This is a genomic window from Pilosibacter sp. YYHA0881 (genome assembly GCF_051602715.1).
Taxonomy (GTDB): domain Bacteria; phylum Bacillota; class Clostridia; order Lachnospirales; family Lachnospiraceae; genus Alitiscatomonas; species Alitiscatomonas aceti.
Window position 1 is genome coordinate 2,103,401 of record NZ_CP175657.1, and the last position, 17,583, is coordinate 2,120,983.

Here is a 17,583-nt window from a genome sequence, read left to right on the forward strand (position 1 = left end):
GTATCACCTCCTTACCACGGACTGAAAAAGTATGTGGAGAGCAGTGCAACTCCGGCAATCAGCACCGCCAGCAGATCCCAGCCAGTAAAACCGACCTTTGTGATATTGGTGCGCCGGACCGGGTTATCCAGGCCGCGGGTCAGGGCTGCCGCGGAGAGATCATCCCCGATTTTGACCACCGAGATCATCAGGGGAATAAAACGGTATTCAATCAGGGCGGCGGGGTTTTGCCAGAATTTCTTTGTCCCGAACTGGACCTCCCGCATCCGCATGGCGTCCTTGATGGCGGCCGACTCCTCCTGCATGGTAGGGATAAAGCGAAACAGGACGGAGAGCGGAATGGTGATCTGCCGCCCAATGTGCATCCGACCCAGCGCAGTAATGCACTCGCTGGCCGTGGTGGATTTGATGATGTAGGCCCCCATCACAAAGGCCGGAAACAGCCGCAGGACCAGTCCCACCAACAGGACTACCAGCATATTGACGATCATGGGAAACTGGACGGAGTTCTGGATAGCCTGCACAAACAGCCCCGCTGCGAACAGGCAGAAGAACACCGTTGCCGTCTTATACTGCCGGTTAGTCAGCAGCAGGACAAAGGGAATCATCGCCACCGCGATCATAAAGGCGGTGTGGCTATATAGAAATTCTGCGGTAGCGACAACGGCCATCAGCAACAGCTTGGTTCGTGGGTCCAAGCAAAAGCCTGTTCTGTTTTCAACAACCGCTTGAAGCTGCTCCATTACACAATTCCAGCTCTCTCAAAGTGTTTTTTCAGCATTTTATGACCCAGCAGCGCGCCCAGAATACCGCCCACAAACAGCAGCGCAAAGCCCACATACAGCATCCAGGAGGGCATCAGGGATTGCAAGGTGTTTGCGTACTGATCGCCCATGGAGGTGTGGATGTTTTCCCAATACGCTTCGCCGGCAAACCAGAGATTGGCGGGGCAGCCCATGATGCCAAGGCAAAAGCAGGCATAGCTCAGAACAGTGGCCTTGAATTTCTGATAGCCGCCGATTTTGAGCACGACATCGCTTAGAATGCCACCGAGTACCCAGCCGAGCAGGCCGATCCAGCCATAGCCGATCAGATAGAAAAAGATGCCGCCGATGATACCTGTGATGGTCAGCATACCAAACTTCTGAATCTTGGTATAGTAGAGCATCATAGGAATGCCGCAGACGATAGGCCAAATTATGAACAGGAACGGGTAAACCACCGGCAGCGCAGTAAGCAGGCCGACAACAAAGAAAATAACGAGGGTCATGGCTGTGTAAATGCCGACATTGATTAGGTCTTTACCTGTGAGCTTCTTTGTGTTTTCCATTTTTAATATGTCCTTTCTGAAAAGAATTAAGTGTTGCAAAACCCCGTGCAAAGGGGACGCTGCGGTTTCACCTCCACATCATTTGGTTAGTAGATGCTAACTATTGCGCAAAAATTTTGGGGATCAGATCCCCAAAACTGTCTGCCATCCGGAGTTGAAAAAAGAGACAAGCGTGTGAACATATTTCAGCGCGGCCTCCTTGGGGAAGTTGTGCATGACCACTTCAGCCAGGGACGCAAAATACGCATGGAGCAGAATATGCCACTCCTCTTCCGCCAATTCGCGGACCTGGATGCCCCGAGATTTCAATTCTGCAAAGAACTTCAGCGTGACCCGGGTTTCCAGACAGACAACATCATCCAAAAAGGAGGAATACCGCGTGCCCTCCGCCCGCATAAGAAGCAGCCGGAATACATCAAAATGCTCATAGATGTATTCGATAATGACCGACAGCGTTTCCTCCGACAGTTTCCAGAGGGATTTCAAGTCGTCCGTCTTTGCCAGTTCCATGTGCTCATTTACCGACGCCTCATAGATGGCCTTGACCTCCTGGACAACAGGCTCCACCAGCGCGCCGAACAGAGCTTCCTTATCGTCAAAGTGGTTATAAAAAGCTCCGTTAGTCACATGGGCGTCCTTGCAGATCTCCCGGATGCTGGCCCGCTCAAAGCCATATTCCAGAAAGTGCTTTTGGGCGCAGAGCAAAAGATTTTCGTGTGTCTGCTGAAAGTCTCTTGACATTCGCTGTCCCTCCGTCCTATACTAAAATTACACTGTAATATTACGATGTAATTCAGATTTTAGCACAGGGCACTTGAAATTGCAATACCCTCCTTGTATTTTTTGTGGCCTGAAAGGAGGCTGGTTATGAAGTCGAAAGAACCGGGAACGATTCGGCAGCTCTTTGCTTTCGTGGGAGAAAACAACGGTAAAATGCTCCTCTCCATCTTCCTGGCTGTTTTGGGAGAACTCTTTGGCATGGGCCCATTTTTAATGGTGGCTGTCCTCGCGGACGCCTTGTACCGGGGGACTGCAACGCCCACGCTGGTATTGTTTCTCTGCGGAGGCGCCGCAGTTTGCCAGATCATAAAAATGCTGCTTACCTGGCGGTCCTCCCTGATGTCCCACAAAATTTCCTTTACCATACTGAAAAATATCCGGGAGGCCATTACAGACCGGATGGCGAAGGTCCCCATGGGCGTCATGCTGGAAACACCTACCGGGGCTTTCAAAAATCTGATCGTGGACAATGTGGCGAAGTTGGAGGACTCCATGGCCCATTTCATGCCGGAACTGCCATCCAACATCGCCGCACCCCTATGCAGTATTCTTCTGATTTTCCTGCTGGACTGGCGGATGGGGCTGGCCGCACTGGTGACAATTCCGCTGGGCACCCTCTTTTTTGCCGCCATGATGCGGGGATATGGGCCCCGCATGGAGAACTATATGCGCTCTGCCAACGAGATGAACAGTGCCTTGGTGGAGTATGTCAACGGTATTCAGGTCATCAAGGCGTTCAACCGATCCGCAGCTTCCTATGGAAAGTATGCTGATTCTGTCCGCTATTTCCACGATTCCACCATGGCATGGTGGAGCCAGTGCTGGCTTTGGAACGCGGCGGCCCGGGCAGTCCTCCCTTCTACGCTTCTGGGGACCCTTCCAGTGGGAGCGTGGCTCTACATGGAGGGAAGTCTTTCTCTCCCTGTCTTTCTGGTGGCCTTGGTGGTGCCTCTGGGGTTTATTGCGCCTCTGATGAAGGTATCCGAAGCCATGGAGCAGGTCAGCATGATCAAGGGCAATCTGGAACAGGTCACAGCTTTTTTGAAAACACCGGAACTTGTCCGCCCCACAAAGCCCGCAGAGCTTGGGGAGCGGCGTTATCAATTTGAGGATGTCCATTTTGCTTACAATGAAGCCGAAGTTCTCCACGGTATCTCATTCCAGACACAGCCCGGTACCATGACCGCCATAGTCGGTCCATCCGGCTCCGGGAAGTCTACGATTGCCAAGCTGATGGCCGGCTTCTGGGATGTAACCTCCGGTACAGTCCGCTTTGGCGGGCAGGATATTCGCAACATTCCGTTCGGGCAGCTCATGGGCGAGATCAGCTATGTAGCCCAGGACAATTTTCTCTTTGATAAATCCATTCGGGAAAACATCCGCATGGGAAACCCTAATGCCAGCGACGGGGAAGTAGAGGCTGCGGCCAAGGCTGCCAACTGCCACGACTTTATCATGCAGTTAGAGCAGGGCTATGATACCATGGCCGGTGATGCCGGGGACCGCCTCTCCGGCGGAGAGCGGCAGCGCATCACCATTGCGCGGGCCATGCTCAAGCAGGCGTCCGTCATCATTTTGGACGAGGCGACCGCCTATGCCGATCCCGAGAACGAGGCGCTGATCCAGCAGGCTATCAGTAAGCTGGTGGCGGGAAAGTCTCTGATTGTCGTGGCCCACCGGCTGAATACGATCCGCAATGCCGACCAGATATTGGTTGTTGCCAATGGCGAGATTGTGGGCCGGGGCATTCAGGAGGAGCTTCTGGAGAACTGCCCCCTTTACCGGAAAATGTGGCAGGACTACGCCGGCTCTACGGAAGGAGGTGTAGAAGATGTTTGAAATGATTCGCCGTATCTTTAAAATTGCGGGAAACAGCCGGGGAAAAATCGTGGCAGGGATTGTCTGCAATATTCTGAAATCATTCTTCAACGGGTTTATGATGTTCGGTGTATTCTGGATTCTGCTCCATCTGGATGGACTCTCTCCGGTCATCATCGGGCAGGCTTTTGGCGTAATTCTGGGCAGTGTACTGGGCCGCTTCTTTTTCCAGTGGATGTATGACCGTACCATGAGCGGATCTGGCTATGACATTTTCCGGGACTACCGGCTGGAGATTGGAGAACGGCTGAAACAGGCACCCATGGGATATTTCTCAGAACAAAATCTGGGCACCATTCAGGCCATGCTCACCACCACGATTGCCGATTTGGAGGGGTACTCCATGCTGGCGATTGAGCAGATGACCAGCGGTGTGGCCATGGCTGTGCTGATGTCCGTGATGATGTTCTTTTTCAGCCCGGTGATTGCGGGATTGAGCCTTGTGGGGCTGGCGCTTGGGATGCTGGTTCTCCGCTGGGTGAGGCTTCGTGCCGCCCAATATGCCCCTATTTACCAAGAGGCCCAAGAGCATCTGGTCGGTAAGGTGATGGAATACATACGGGGTATTTCGGTGCTGCGTTCTTTCTCTAAAGGTGACGAAGGACAGCGGGAAGTCCGCGCTGCGTTCCAGGAAAAATGGGATGCGGACTACGGACAGGAAAAGGCTACGGCTGGCGTCCTCCGTTTCTATGGGGTGACCTTTAAGCTCATGAGCTGTGTGCTGATTGCGGCGGCGGCTCTGCTGTATCTGGCAGGGCAGATCAGCCTGCCTTATTGCTTGACTTTCCTGTTCTGCGCTTTCACAGTCTATTCCGACTTGGAGACGATGGGCAACAGCGCCTTTTTGAGCAAGAAGATCAATACGGAACTGGACCGGCTGGAGGAAGTCACCGACATTCCAAAGATGGATGCCAGCTCGGAGAAACTGGTTGTGTCCCACTATGATATTTCTCTGGAACATATCTCATTTGGCTATGGGGACCGCCGGGTGATCCATGATATTTCGCTGGAAATCCCGGAGCACACCACCTGCGCGATTGTAGGACCCTCCGGCAGCGGCAAGACCACACTCTGCAATCTGATTGCCCGCTTTTGGGATGTGCAGGAAGGGACCGTTCGGATTGGCGGAAAAGATGTGCGGGATTATACTGCGGACAGCGTGCTGGAATACATCAGCATGGTCTTTCAGAATGTGTACCTCTTTCACGACTCTGTGGAAAACAACATCCGGTTTGGCCGGCCGGAAGCCACCCATGAGCAGGTGGTAGCGGCCGCAAAACGGGCCTGCTGCCACGACTTCATTTTGTCCCTCCCTGAAGGATACGACACAATCATCGGAGAGGGCGGCTCCACTCTCTCCGGAGGAGAAAAGCAGCGTATTTCCATCGCCAGGGCCATTTTGAAAGATGCTCCCATCATCATTCTGGACGAAGCGACTTCCAGCGTGGACCCGGAGAATGAGCAGGCGCTTTTATCTGCCATCCAGGAGCTGACAAAGGATAAGACGCTGATCTCGATTGCCCACCGTCTGAGCACTGTCCGAAACGCCGACCAGATTATTGTAATAGACCAAGGGCGAGTTGTTCAACAAGGGAAACATAACGAATTACTACAAAAGGATGGGATATATCGAAAATTTTTATCTCTACGCACAAGGGCAACTGGCTGGCATCTATAACTGATGAATATAGAATAATGGCTGTGATTAGAGGCAATCTATTCACAGCCATTATTTTTATTTTTGAAAGCGATAACCGTATCCATGTACAGTTTGAATCGCATTGATATTTAGTTTTTTCCGTATCTTGTAGATCCGGCTGGTGACGCTTTCGAGGCCGGAAGCAAAATCATCAGGCATCGCATATCGGTAAAGCTGCTCCCGGGTAAAGGTCCAGCCGGGATGCAAAGCCAGATAGTATAAGATATTGAACTCCATCGTGGTCAACTCCACAACTTGTTCATTTACATAGACCCTGCGTTGATTTGGGTCAATACACAAATTCCCATATTGCAGCACAGCCATCCCGGTCACCAGCTTCACCTCCCGCGACTATTTCTTTTTGTCCATATTCTGCTTCAGATGCCGAAAGCTACTTTCGCTGATCACATGCTCCATGCGGCAGGCGTCCTGTTCCGCGATCCTCGGCTCTACACCGGCTTCTATCAGCAGGCGTGTGAAGAAGCAGTGCTTCTCATAGGTCTGCTCTGCTACCTCCCGGCCTACATCGGTCAGGCGGAGAAAGAAGTCCTCGTCCATGGTAAGAAAACCGCCCGCCTTCAAGGTAGCTACAGCATGGCACACGCTGGGCTTGGATACCCCCATGTGCCGGGCCACATCTACGGAGCGCACCATCCCTCTTTCCTTTTGGAGTACCAACACGGCCTCCAGATAGTCCTCGCCCGACGCATGGAGTTTTTTCATAGACGCGACCTCTCATTTATACAGTGATTTTCTGTTCTGCGTTCCACATGGCCGCATACTTGCCGTTCATAGCCAGCAGCTCCTCGTGGGTACCGGATTCCTTGATCGTTCCGTCTGCCACTACCAGGATCTGATCCGCATTCTTGACGATGGAAAGGGTATGGGCGATCATTACCACGGTCTTTTTCGCCTTGAGCAGATTGGCGATGGCCTGCTTGACCGCCAGCTCGTTCTCGATGTCCAGGGATGCCGTGGCCTCGTCCAACAGCAGAATCGGGCTGTCCTTCAGAATGGCACGGGCGATGGACAGCCGCTGGCGCTCCCCGCCAGAGAGCAGATTGCCGTTCTCGCCGGTAGGGGTATCATAGCCCTTTTCCATCCTGCGGATAAATCCGTCACAGTTGGCCTCCCGGCAGGCTGCCTCAATCTCCGCGTCTGATGCGCCGGGGCGGGCGTGACGGATGTTGTCCCGGATGGTGTCGTCAAAGAGGAACACATCCTGATCTACCATGGAAACCTGCTCCAGCACGCGCTCCGCCGCCACATGATTGATGGGCTTCCCTCCGATGGAGATGACGCCACTGGCTGGCTCATAATATTTTGCAATCAAATTCAGGATGGTGGATTTGCCGGAGCCGGAATCGCCCACAATGGCGGTTAGCTTCTGATCCGGCACCGTAAAGGACGCCTGCTTCAGCACCGGCTCTCCGGGAACATAGGCAAAGTCCACATGGTCAAAGACAATCTCATGGGTAGCGGGCCGCAGTGCCTCCATACTGCCGCTCTCCTCCGGCTCATCCATCACGCCCAAGATTTTTCCTTTGGAGATCATCAGGTTTTTGTAACTGGTGAGGTCTACAAAAATGGCGTTGGCAAGTTTGGAACAGAACAGCGGCAACATGCAGACCAACAGATAGGAAACCGTGTCGATGGCCCCGGCTGCCCACGGCGCATAGGCGTTCCAGATGACCAGCGGGCAGGACAGCCAGATCAGGATGCCCAGCCCGGCTCCTACAGGGAGCACCTTGGCCTCATATACAAAGCTGATGCGGCAGAAGTCCCGCATGGCGCTGATGACCGTCTTGTTTTTCAAGCCACCCACGCCATAAGCCCGGAAGGTCTGGATGCCGGATACATACTCTACGATGCTGCTGACATTCTCCGCACAGATGTCATTCTTTTCTTTGCCGTACTTCTTCACCATACGGAAAGAAAGCCACAAACCGGGAATCAGCAGCAGATCCGCCACCAGCAGGATCAGCCCGGCGGGGACATAGATCGTCATGACAAACACAATCAGCATGATAGACAAGGCAAAGTTTTTCGCCAGGTCCCCGATTTTGTGGGTCAGGATCTTTTCATAGTTATTGACATCGCTGGTGATGGTGTTGATGTAGTCGCCTGTCTGCCCCTGGGTAAACCGGGACAGGGGGATACGCTTGAGATGATCCCCCATAAACAGCCGGATATTTTGGCTGACTTCCGCGCCGCCGATCTGGGCTTTGGTGTAGCCATAGCTGTAAATCAGGATACGGAGCAGGAAGATGCCGGCAATCGCCCCGGTCAGCATCAACACCCGGTTCAGGTCAAACTGTCCCGCCCACAAAAACTGCATGACCGAGTAAAGCAGCAGGAACAGGCTGCCGGAGAGCAGGCCCTCCAAAACAGTTCCCCCAACGCCAATATAAAAATTTTTGTTCTTTTTCAAGACATCGTGTTCTCTCATTCTCCTCGCCCCCCTTCCAACTGATAGGTAATGTTCCGGGCCTTTTCATAGTCCTCCCAGGCTTTCCGGTAGTAAGCGTTATCCCTGCGGACTTCCTCATGGGTGCCGGCGCAGGTGATGGTGTGGTCCTCCACCACTGCGACCCGTTCACACATCTTCAGGGCGCTCAGGCGGTGGGCAACCACAATGACGGTCTTGCCTTTACAAAGATTTTGGATGGCCCTGTCAATCTCCATCTGGTTTTCCGGGTCGGAGGCGCTGGTGGCCTCATCTAAAATCAGGATTGGGGCATTTTTCAAAATGGCGCGGGCAATGGCGATCCGCTGCTTCTCTCCGCCTGAAAACCGGGAGCCGAAGCTCCCCACCTTGGTATCGTAGCCATCCGGCAGAGACATGATGAAGTCGTCGATCTGGGCTTCCTTTGCGGCGGCCCTCACTTGTTCCAGACTGGCGCTGCTCCCCATGCGGATGTTCTCCAGTACACTGTCGCGGGTGAGGAAAGTCTTTTGAAATACGATAGCCACATTGCTCAAGATGGTGTCGTAGTCCAGCTCCTTGACATTTTTTCCGCCGATCAGCACCTCGCCCTCCTGCACATCATAGAAGCGGGAGATCAGTTCGATTATGGTGCTCTTGCCGGCGCCGGACTGTCCCACCAGGGCCAGCCTCTCTCCGTCCCTGATCTTGAGATTGACGCCTTGCAGCACATCGGTTTTGTCATCGTAGGAAAACCGTACATTCCGCAGTTCAATATCATGGCATTGGGGGAAATCCGTGCCGCCCTCATAGATGGGGACATCCAGGATTTCCTTCGCTTTGGTGACCGCGTTCAGCACATTGGCGAAATTGGTCCCCAACTCCTGCAGCGGACGGATCTCCGTCAGGTACATGGACCCCACATAGAGGAACAGCAGGAATGCGCTGGCTGTTAGGGAGCCTTTCAGGAAAAACATCCCGCCCAGCGGCACCATGAGCAGCATTCCGCACTCAATGATGACCACAAAGGCCGCGTAGGGGGGCCCCATGCGGCGGGAGGTCTCGTTCCACATGGCGTTTTCATCATGGATGGCGGAGGAGAATTTCTGGAAGGATTTGCTCCCCATGTTATATGCCTTGATGAGCTTCATGCCGCTGATATACTCGATCATGACCGAGTTCAGCGCGGTGATGGAACGGTTGGCCCGGTCCATCAGGTCGTCCGTGTTGCGGAACATGACCGCCATCACCACGGCCGCAAGCACCAGCGGCACCAGGGAAATCAGAGCCAGCGGGATGTTGACGGTCATCAGGTAGGCAAAAACCACCACCGGCCCCACCAGATAGCACACCAGATCCGGCAGGTTGTGGGCCAGAAACAGCTCCAGCTTCTCAATGTCCTCATTCAGCACGGTTTTGATGTCTCCGGTCCGCCGCTCGTTCAGCGCCCCCAGCGGCACCTTAGCCATGTGTTCCGCTACCATACAGCGCACCTTGAACAGCGCGCCGTAGGCTCCCTTGTGGGATACCACTCCAGATGCCCCGAACAGCACAAAGCGGAGCACCACCGCCGCAGCCACAGCAGCCACGACCCGCACCACCAGTTCTTCGGTACAGGTTCCGCCAAAGGCGGCGTCCATCAGCCGGTAAATTTCAATATAGGGCACCACAATGCACAGGCCCCCGGCCATCGCCAGAAGCACGGCCAGGAACAGCCATACTTTTTGCTCCCCGGCCCAGTGGAGCAGCAAGGCCACACGATTGGTTTTCTTCTGTTTCATAGACTACCTCTCCTTTCCATCTGAATGGCCCAGGCCACCTTCTCTGTCTCCTTCGGAGCCATTCACCTTGACAGAGAACAGCTCTCTCAGCTTCGGGAGGGCGTCCATCACAACGGGTATATCATCGGGCATCTCGCCCTCGTCAAAATGCAGAACACGGGAGCAGGTGCGGCAGACAAATTCAAAATCATGGGTGACAATGAAAATGACCTTTCCCAGTTCAGACAGCCGCCGGATCAGCCCCGCCACCTGGGTCATGCTGTCAAAGTCCAGGCCGCTGGTGGGCTCGTCAAACACCAGCAGGTCTTTTCCGCAGATCATGCTGACCGCTACGGCCACCCGCTGCTTCTGCCCGCCGGACAGCGTATTGGGGTGGCGCTCCCGATAGGGAGCCAGCCCCAATTCCTCCAGAGTCGAGGCGGCCAAGGTCAAGTCCGGATTGCGGATGCCGAAAGAGCACTCCGCCTCCACACTCTCGGCAAATAATTCGTAGTTCACATCCTGCATCACCATGTAGGAGCGTTTCAGCCTGTTCTTCCGCTCCATCGCCTGTCCATCCCACAGAAACTGCCCCTCGCAGTCCTTGTGGAGCCCGCACAGGGCGCGGGAAAAGGTCGTTTTCCCGGCCCCATTGTGGCCCACCACGCCGATTACCTCACCCTTTGCGGCGGCAAGGCTGATGCGGTGCAGGATCGTCCGCTTTTTATACCGGAGCGTGACATTCCGAAGCTCCAGGACAGGGGAAGATGCCGGCGAGTGGACTTGCGGAGGCCGCACCTCCGCCAAGTCCGCCGCCCGCAATCCCATGCGTTCCCGGGCCTCCCTTGGTAATCCGCGGAACTCTTCCGGCGTAAAAACCTTCTCGATCCGGCCCTGCTCCAAGTACACGATCCGGTCCGCCAGATCCATCAGATAATAGAGCCGGTGCTCCGCGATCAGGATGGTCTTGCCCTGCTTTTGAAGCAGCCGCAAATGGCCTTTTAACTCCTGGATAGATGTCATATCCAGATTGGAGGACGGCTCATCCAGCAGGTAAATCTCTGGATTCATGGCATAGACCGAAGCGAAGGCGATCTTCTGCTTTTCGCCCCCGGACAATTCAAAGATATTGCGGTTTCGGAGCGGACTGATATGCAGGTCGTCGGTGGCCTGCTCCACCCGCTCCGCCAACTCCACGGGCGGCCGGGCCTCGTTTTCAATCCCAAAGGCGATTTCGCTGTCCGTGTCCACATTGAAAAACTGCGTCCTGGGGTTTTGGAACACAGAGCCGACTTTAGCGGCGATCTGGTACATGGGCAGCTTGCTGATCTCCTGTCCATCCACCAGTACGCTGCCCGTCAATTCTCCCGCATAGAATTGTGGGATCAGGCCGTTGACCAGCCTTGTGATGGTGGTCTTGCCGCATCCGCTCCGGCCGCAGAACAGGACGCACTCTCCATCCGCAATCGTCAGATTGATGTCGTGCAGGCCGTCATGCTCCTGGCCCTGGTAGGCAAACGACACATGCTTCAGTTCAATCATCCGAACACCCCCTTCCAGTACAGCCCCACAGCGAGGTACGCCGCGAAGCAGACGCCCGCCAGAAGATCCGCGGGTCCTATGTGAATCTGCACCAGACAGGTCCGGGGCTTCGGGTTTTCGATCCCGCGGGTAATGGAGGCGATGGACAACTCATCCGCCGCCTTGGATGCCGCCATCATCAGCGGGACATAAATGCACTCCACCGTCATGGCCGGGTGCGTCAGCAGTCCCTTGGGAGACGGCGACACATCCCGCATCCGCATGGCGTCCTTGATAAACCGCCAGTCCTCCTGGATGGTGGGGACATAGCGGAGCATGACAGCCAGCGGGATCACCAGCTTTTTCGGTGCGTGGATGCGGTTCATGGCGGATAAGAATTCGCTGACCTTCGTGGTAGAGAGGACAATGCCGGACAGCATCCCACAGGGATAGACCTTATGGAACAGCCCCAAAAAGGCGATAAACATGGTGCGCCAAGTGCCCGTCATGGTGTCCATGATCCAGAGGGTGAGCAGGACAATCAGCGCATAGAACAGTACACCCTTCCAGGCATATTTCCACTTCCCGAAGCAGACGCCGAGCAGCCCGATCAGCACCACAAGGCCCAGTTCGTAGAATAGGGACGGGGCCATCATAGCGGAAAGGATGCAGAACAGCAGCAGCAATATCTTCGTCCTGGGGTCCAGCCACAGCCCGCGCCGGGATGACGCTCCGCCCATCATGCGGTGATCCCAGCCTTTTCAAACTGCTTTTTCAGCATCTTGCCGCCGACCCAGCCGCTGAGAGCCGCCACCGTCAATGTGCCGGCGATGATGACCACGAGGAGCCAGGAGGGTGCGGAGGCGTTCATGGTGTCGATGTAGGACTGTTCCGTGCCATTGTTCAGCATGGTGCTGGCCCAGCCGTCCGGGTCAAGAAAGAATACCACATAAGTATAGATGCCTCCCAGGGAAATCAGCATATAGGACAGCAGATTGATGGCCTTGTTGCGGTAGTGACCGGCGCCGGCTACCAAGTCCGCAATGAGTCCCATCCCGATATAGCCCAGGGAAAACGCCCAGTGCATTCCGGTGGCAAACCAGATGATCCCCATGATGATGCCGAGGATTGTGACGCTCCACCGCTTCTGCACTTTAGCCACCATCAGCAGATAAATAGGGCCGCACAGCAGCGCCGCCCCCATCGGCATATAGAAGGTCAGGACTGGATTCGGGGCGAACGGAAGTCCGCCGACCAGGGTAAACACAAAAAAGATGGCACTGAAAATACCCGTTGTCACAAGATCCTTGACCGTAAGGCCCTTCTTCAGTGAATTGACTTGATTACTCATTTTGCTCCTCCTGTTTTTGCGTCATGTTGACTTTTTCTTTGTGATATGCTACTCTTTGGTTAGAGTTCGCTAACCGTCACCTATAACATACACTCGATTGGGGCGGCTTTCAATGATTTGAAACGAGGTTCGTCTTTTCGTTTCAAAAGTTCGTCCAATCGTTGTAAAGAGGAGGCGAGTCTTTTGTCATGCCCGAAATCATTGAGCAATACTATGCGCCGCTGTTGAAAGGGCACGGTTTTATTCCCGACCCGGATAATCAGCAGTATGGTTCTTTAGGTATCTCGTGGAAGTTATCGCCCGAAATCGGAGAGGGGTCCTACTGGACCTACGGGCAAAAGGATCTGTACGACATCAAGATCCATAACTTTTCCTTTCACGAGGACTCTCTGCTGGAATTCTCCCTGCCAGAGTGTTTGAGCATCACCCGCTATGATTCCATCTCCGGCGAGGAATTGGCTCCGTACCGCCGGCTGTCCGCCGGGTGTATCAAAACCTATATCGGTGGCTATTCGCCCTACCGGGTGCTGATCCACAAAAATATTCCCATTCGCTCCATCGGCGTTGAGATCATGCCCGCCTACTATGAGGATTATCTCAAAAAGCAGTATCCGGACGAATACCACAACCCGGTGGAGGCATTCCGAAAGATCGACCAGACAACAGACTTCCCGGAAATGTCCAGGCTCCTTACAGAGCTTCAAAATTACCGCGGAGATGGGATCGCCGCCAAACTGTTTTATGAGAGCAAGGTAGCCGAAGCGTTGTCGCTGGTGGTGGAGTATCAGAAAAAGCGTCCGGCGGCCACTGGGCGGCTGGCAACCCAGGATATTGAGAATATTCAGACAGTCGCTACCTACCTGAGCGACCATTACGCCGCGGAAGTTCCCATGGAGCGTCTGACCCAGATTGCCTGCATGGGGACAACAAAACTCAAGAGCAGTTTCAAGAAGGTCTACGACTGCACCATCACCGAGTACATCCAGCAGCGCCGCATGAGCCAGGCGGAGTACCTTCTCACCAATACTGATTTGTCCATTGGACAGATTGCGCAGACTGTGGGCTATTCTACCTCCAGCCGCTTTGCGGAGCTGTTCCGAAAGAGCACTGGACTGTTACCGGGAGAGTTTAGGAAGGTAGGAAAGAAGTAGAATAGAAAGCGTGCAGCTCCACTTTAGTTTTGGAACTGCACGCTTTCTTTATAGCGTTCCCCATATCTGCGCATGGCGATTTTTTTGCTGCAAATGCCATAGCCACCCAAAAATCACAGTGCAAATATCTGTACTGCAGTTTTGTCTTTTGCGATCAATCAAAGTGTCCATCGGCTGGACTCCGTGCGCTCGGACACGAAATCCCGGTAGATGCCCGCCTGCTGGATCAGTTCGTCGTGGGTACCCTTTTGGACGACGCTGCCCTGGTCCAGCACCAGAATCTGATCCGCACCCCGCACGGTCTTGAGCCGGTGGGCGATCATCAGCACGGTCTTCTCCCTCGTCAGGGCTTCCATAGCCCTTTGGAGCTGATCCTCATTCTCGGGGTCCACATTGGCCGTGGCCTCGTCGAAGATGACGATGGGCGCGTCCTTCAAGAGACACCGGGCGATGGAGATGCGCTGCTTCTCTCCGCCAGAGAGCGTGGCTCCTCCCTCGCCAATTACCGTATTATATCCATCCGGCAGGGCGGAGATAAAGTCGTGGCAGCACGCCTTTTTTGCAACCTCCACCACCTGCTCATGGGTAGCGTCCGGGCAGCCGAACTTGATATTGTTCTCCACCGTGTCGGCAAAGAGGTACACCCGCTGGAACACCATGCTCACCTGCTCCATGAGGGATTCCAGTGTGTACTCCCGCACATCCCGGCCGCCGATGGTCACACGGCCGCCGTCCACATCCCAAAACCGGGCGATCAGGTTGCAGAGAGTGGTCTTGCCCGAGCCGGAGGGCCCTACAATGGCGGTGGTCGTTCGATCTGGGATGGTCAGAGACACATCCTTGAGGATGGGGCGACTTCCATAGGAGAAGTTCACATGGTCGAATACAATCTCGTGGTCCTCTGGACGGATTACCGTGCCGCGCTGATCCATCTCCGGGATGTCGTCCACCTGGTTTGCATGGTCGATGGAGCTGCCCACCAGACGCAGGGCGGACACGCCGCTGCCCGCGGACTGGATCTGGGAGAAAATCAGGAAGGAGACGATGACCGCCATCAGCGCATTGGCGAGGGACATGGCTCCTGTCAGGCACAGCCCCACCGACGCGGCCAGGATCAGAACGCTGAACAGGTGGAGAACCATCTCCTGGCCCCAGATATAGGGAGTGAACAGCTTCTCTACCGCCAGATTGTTCGCCCGGCTGTCCTCCAGAGCCTGCCGCACCCGCTTGTCACCCTTTCCGGTCAGGTTAAAGGACTTGATGACGCTCATGCCCTGGAGCTGTTCCAGCACCGCCTCCACCAGCCGGGCCTCGTCCCGCTGGCGCTTGGGGGCGATTTTGGCGGACTGTTTCTCCATTCCGGAGAGAAGGGCCAGATACACCAGCATCCCCGCCAGGGCCAGCAGACCGATCCGCCAGTCCCAGAACAGGATGCACAGCAGCATGACGGCAGAATTGATCAGGCCGCCCAGGATACCAACCAGTACCATAGGGCCGGTGCTCTCCACCTCGTCCAGAACGGTGGTGGTGATGCCGGTGAGCTCCCCCAAACTCTGGTCGTTGAAATAGCCCATGGGGACCCGCTTGAGTTTGTCGCCGATGGAGATACGCTTATTCGCCACCATGAAGTAGCCGGCGTGGGTCTGTTGGAGCTGGCTGAAGCGGTTGAGGACCGCCCGGCCCAGAATGCTGGCCAGCAGAAGCCCCAGCGCCTGCCATGCCGGGGCGGGGTCTGTGGAGCCGCCCACCAGGGCCAGCACCACCACATAGATGGCCGCGATCTGGAACATGTGGAACACCGCGTAAAAGAAGCCTAAAATCATGGACTTTCGGATATTGCCCTGTTCCTCGCCGGCAAAGTGCCAGATTTTTTTCAGAACGCCGATCATGCCTGCTCTCCCTCCTTTGCGCCCATGTGAGCCCGCCACATCTCTTGATACAGCGGGCAGTTTTTCAAAAGTTCTTCGTGGGTGCCCGCATCCTGGATGCGGCCGCCATTGACTACCACGATCTGATCCGCTCCCGTGATGGTGCTGAGGCGGTGGGCGATGACCAGAACGGTCTTTCCCGCCACCAGCTTACCCACGGCCTGCTGAACAACAGCTTCGTTCTCGGGGTCTATGTAGGCGGTCGCCTCGTCCAGCACCACAATGGGCGCGTCTTTGAGCATGGCCCGGGCGATGGCGATGCGCTGGCGTTCGCCGCCGGACAGATGGGCGCCGCCTCCGCCCACCACGGTGTCGTAGCCGCGTTCCAGGCCCCGGATAAAGGCGTCGCACCCGGCGGCCTTTGCCACGGCCTCCACCTCGGCGTCGGTGGCCGCCGGGCGACCCATGCGGATATTTTCCCGGATGCTCTCGTCAAAGAGGTAGTTGTCCTGGGAGACAAAGGCCACCTGGTCATAGAGCTGCTTCAGTGGGACCCGCTTCAAGTCTTGTCCGCCCAAGGTGATGGAGCCGGAGGTTACATCCCAAAAGCCGGCGATCAGCTTGGCGATGGTGGACTTGCCCGAGCCAGAGGGCCCCACAAAGGCGGTCATGCTCCCGGCGGGAATGGTGAGGGACACATCGTGGAGCACCTCCTTGTCCGCGTGGTAGCCGAAAGACACATGGGAGAGCTTGATGTCCCGGCCCCGGAACTCCACCGACGCTTCCCCGTGATCCTGCTCCGCCCCGTTCAGGATGGCGTCCACCGAGCCCACGATGGTGCCCACTTTGGCAAGGCTGTCCACAAAGTCCATAGCGGCCAGCAGAGGCCCGGCAATGCCCAGGGACAGGACGATGGTGGTGATAAAGGTCTCGATGGGCAGACTCCCTCCGGTGTAGAGAAGCCAGCCCACCGGCAGAATAGTAATCATGGTGGTAGGTGAGATGGCACGGGCCAGAGAGACCGGCATCTGGCAGCTCTTCATCCAGTGGTAGAAGTAGGAGGCGTTGGCCTTTACGCTGTCGGAGAAGCGGGCATAGGACTGCTTGCCCTGGTTGAACGCCTTGATGACCTCAATGCCGCCGATGTACTCCACAATGGCGCTGTTCATGGCCTGGGTGGTCTTGACCGAGCCCTCATACTGCTTGCCGTAGCCAGCCATCACCGCCATCATGAAAGCCATGCCCACCGGGATGGACACCATGCTTAAAAGGGCCATCCGCCAGTCCAGTACGAACAGGTAGATCAGGATGCACACTGGCCCCAGCACATTGGCGGTCATCTCCGGCAGAAGATGGGCCAGGGGCCGTTCCATGCTCTCCACCTGGTCCACAATGATCTGCTTCATCTGGCCGCTGGAGGTGTCCAGAATCGTACCCAGAGGCATCTTTGGCAGCTTCTCCAGCACCCGCTCCCGGATGGATTTCAGGATGGCAAAGGTGGCCTTGTGGGATTGGGACAGGGCCAGGGAATACAGGGTGGCCCGGAGCAGGAAGCCCACGAGCGCCACAACACACCATATCAGGTAGTATTGCATACTCTGCTCCCCTTTCAGCAGGCCCAGGGTGATCTGCGCCGCGGCGAAGTAAGGGAGCATCCCAAACAGTACCCCCACCACAGCGGACAGGACCGCCCGCTTCAGGCCGCCCTGCTGTCCCTCTCCCAGCTCCCACAAACGGAGCATGGGGCTTTGTTGTTTCATGATATAAATTCCTCCTTTTGGTTAGTAATTGCTAACTTTTGTGCAAACAGGAGGGCTGCA

Annotated in this window: 15 protein-coding genes; 3 read left to right on the forward strand and 12 right to left on the reverse strand. The window is 55.5% G+C overall.

All coding sequences use genetic code 11. The annotated features are described in order from the left end of the window. Positions 1-11: 11 nt before the first annotated feature. From ACI6NM_RS09810 to ACI6NM_RS09820, 3 genes are all read right to left on the reverse strand, one after another. On the reverse strand, positions 12-743 hold the full coding sequence (locus ACI6NM_RS09810) for an energy-coupling factor transporter transmembrane component T (protein ID WP_058722723.1): 732 nt from the start codon (positions 741-743) through the stop codon (positions 12-14). Further along, positions 743-1,330 carry an MptD family putative ECF transporter S component gene (locus ACI6NM_RS09815; RefSeq protein ID WP_009259481.1) on the reverse strand — a complete coding sequence of 196 codons (588 nt, stop codon included), beginning with the start codon at positions 1,328-1,330 and terminating at the stop codon, positions 743-745. Before ACI6NM_RS09815 ends, ACI6NM_RS09810 begins: the two co-directional genes overlap by 1 nt. A 123-nt stretch (positions 1,331-1,453) precedes the next feature. After that, positions 1,454-2,071: a TetR/AcrR family transcriptional regulator gene (locus ACI6NM_RS09820; protein ID WP_058722722.1), complete on the reverse strand. Its 618-nt coding sequence runs from the start codon at positions 2,069-2,071 to the stop codon at positions 1,454-1,456. Between the two features lie 126 nt (positions 2,072-2,197). Here ACI6NM_RS09820 and ACI6NM_RS09825 point away from each other — a divergent pair, with 126 nt between their 5' ends. Continuing rightward, complete coding sequence (locus ACI6NM_RS09825) at positions 2,198-3,949, forward strand: ABC transporter ATP-binding protein (protein WP_058722721.1); 1,752 nt, start codon at positions 2,198-2,200, stop codon at positions 3,947-3,949. Further along, positions 3,942-5,666, forward strand: coding sequence for an ABC transporter ATP-binding protein (locus ACI6NM_RS09830; RefSeq protein ID WP_058722720.1), 1,725 nt, complete (start codon positions 3,942-3,944; stop codon positions 5,664-5,666). The genes ACI6NM_RS09825 and ACI6NM_RS09830 overlap by 8 nt, the downstream gene beginning before the upstream one ends. Positions 5,667-5,723: 57 nt before the next feature. Here ACI6NM_RS09830 and ACI6NM_RS09835 read toward each other — a convergent pair whose 3' ends face one another. Genes ACI6NM_RS09835 through ACI6NM_RS09865 form a run of 7 tightly spaced genes read right to left on the reverse strand, consistent with a single transcriptional unit; the run spans position 5,724 to position 12,744 of the window. Then, entirely contained in the window at positions 5,724-6,011 is a 288-nt protein-coding gene (locus ACI6NM_RS09835; protein ID WP_058722746.1) for a winged helix-turn-helix domain-containing protein, read from the reverse strand. A gap of 27 nt (positions 6,012-6,038) precedes the next feature. Then, a complete protein-coding gene (locus ACI6NM_RS09840) occupies positions 6,039-6,410 on the reverse strand; it encodes a metal-dependent transcriptional regulator (protein ID WP_058722719.1) in 372 nt (123 codons plus the stop codon). Between the two features lie 16 nt (positions 6,411-6,426). Beyond that, positions 6,427-8,136: an ABC transporter ATP-binding protein gene (locus ACI6NM_RS09845; RefSeq protein WP_058722718.1), complete on the reverse strand. Its 1,710-nt coding sequence runs from the start codon at positions 8,134-8,136 to the stop codon at positions 6,427-6,429. Further along, positions 8,133-9,893, reverse strand: coding sequence for an ABC transporter ATP-binding protein (locus ACI6NM_RS09850; RefSeq protein ID WP_118438869.1), 1,761 nt, complete (start codon positions 9,891-9,893; stop codon positions 8,133-8,135). The genes ACI6NM_RS09845 and ACI6NM_RS09850 overlap by 4 nt, the downstream gene beginning before the upstream one ends. 3 nt (positions 9,894-9,896) lie before the next feature. Then, on the reverse strand, positions 9,897-11,414 hold the full coding sequence (locus ACI6NM_RS09855; RefSeq protein WP_082670659.1) for an ABC transporter ATP-binding protein: 1,518 nt from the start codon (positions 11,412-11,414) through the stop codon (positions 9,897-9,899). After that, positions 11,411-12,133, reverse strand: coding sequence for an energy-coupling factor transporter transmembrane component T (locus tag ACI6NM_RS09860; protein ID WP_058722717.1), 723 nt, complete (start codon positions 12,131-12,133; stop codon positions 11,411-11,413). Before ACI6NM_RS09860 ends, ACI6NM_RS09855 begins: the two co-directional genes overlap by 4 nt. Beyond that, on the reverse strand, positions 12,133-12,744 hold the full coding sequence (locus ACI6NM_RS09865) for an MptD family putative ECF transporter S component (RefSeq protein WP_058722716.1): 612 nt from the start codon (positions 12,742-12,744) through the stop codon (positions 12,133-12,135). Before ACI6NM_RS09865 ends, ACI6NM_RS09860 begins: the two co-directional genes overlap by 1 nt. A gap of 188 nt (positions 12,745-12,932) precedes the next feature. Here ACI6NM_RS09865 and ACI6NM_RS09870 point away from each other — a divergent pair, with 188 nt between their 5' ends. Next, the gene (locus ACI6NM_RS09870) at positions 12,933-13,895 is read left to right on the forward strand and encodes a helix-turn-helix transcriptional regulator (RefSeq protein WP_058722715.1); all 963 of its coding nucleotides are present in this window, start codon (positions 12,933-12,935) and stop codon (positions 13,893-13,895) included. 158 nt (positions 13,896-14,053) lie between these two features. On the opposite strand, the gene ACI6NM_RS09875 is transcribed toward ACI6NM_RS09870, so the two are convergent. Continuing rightward, complete coding sequence (locus tag ACI6NM_RS09875; RefSeq protein WP_058722714.1) at positions 14,054-15,784, reverse strand: ABC transporter ATP-binding protein; 1,731 nt, start codon at positions 15,782-15,784, stop codon at positions 14,054-14,056. Continuing rightward, positions 15,781-17,523 carry an ABC transporter ATP-binding protein gene (locus ACI6NM_RS09880; protein WP_058722713.1) on the reverse strand — a complete coding sequence of 581 codons (1,743 nt, stop codon included), beginning with the start codon at positions 17,521-17,523 and terminating at the stop codon, positions 15,781-15,783. The genes ACI6NM_RS09875 and ACI6NM_RS09880 overlap by 4 nt, the downstream gene beginning before the upstream one ends. Positions 17,524-17,583 lie beyond the last annotated feature (60 nt).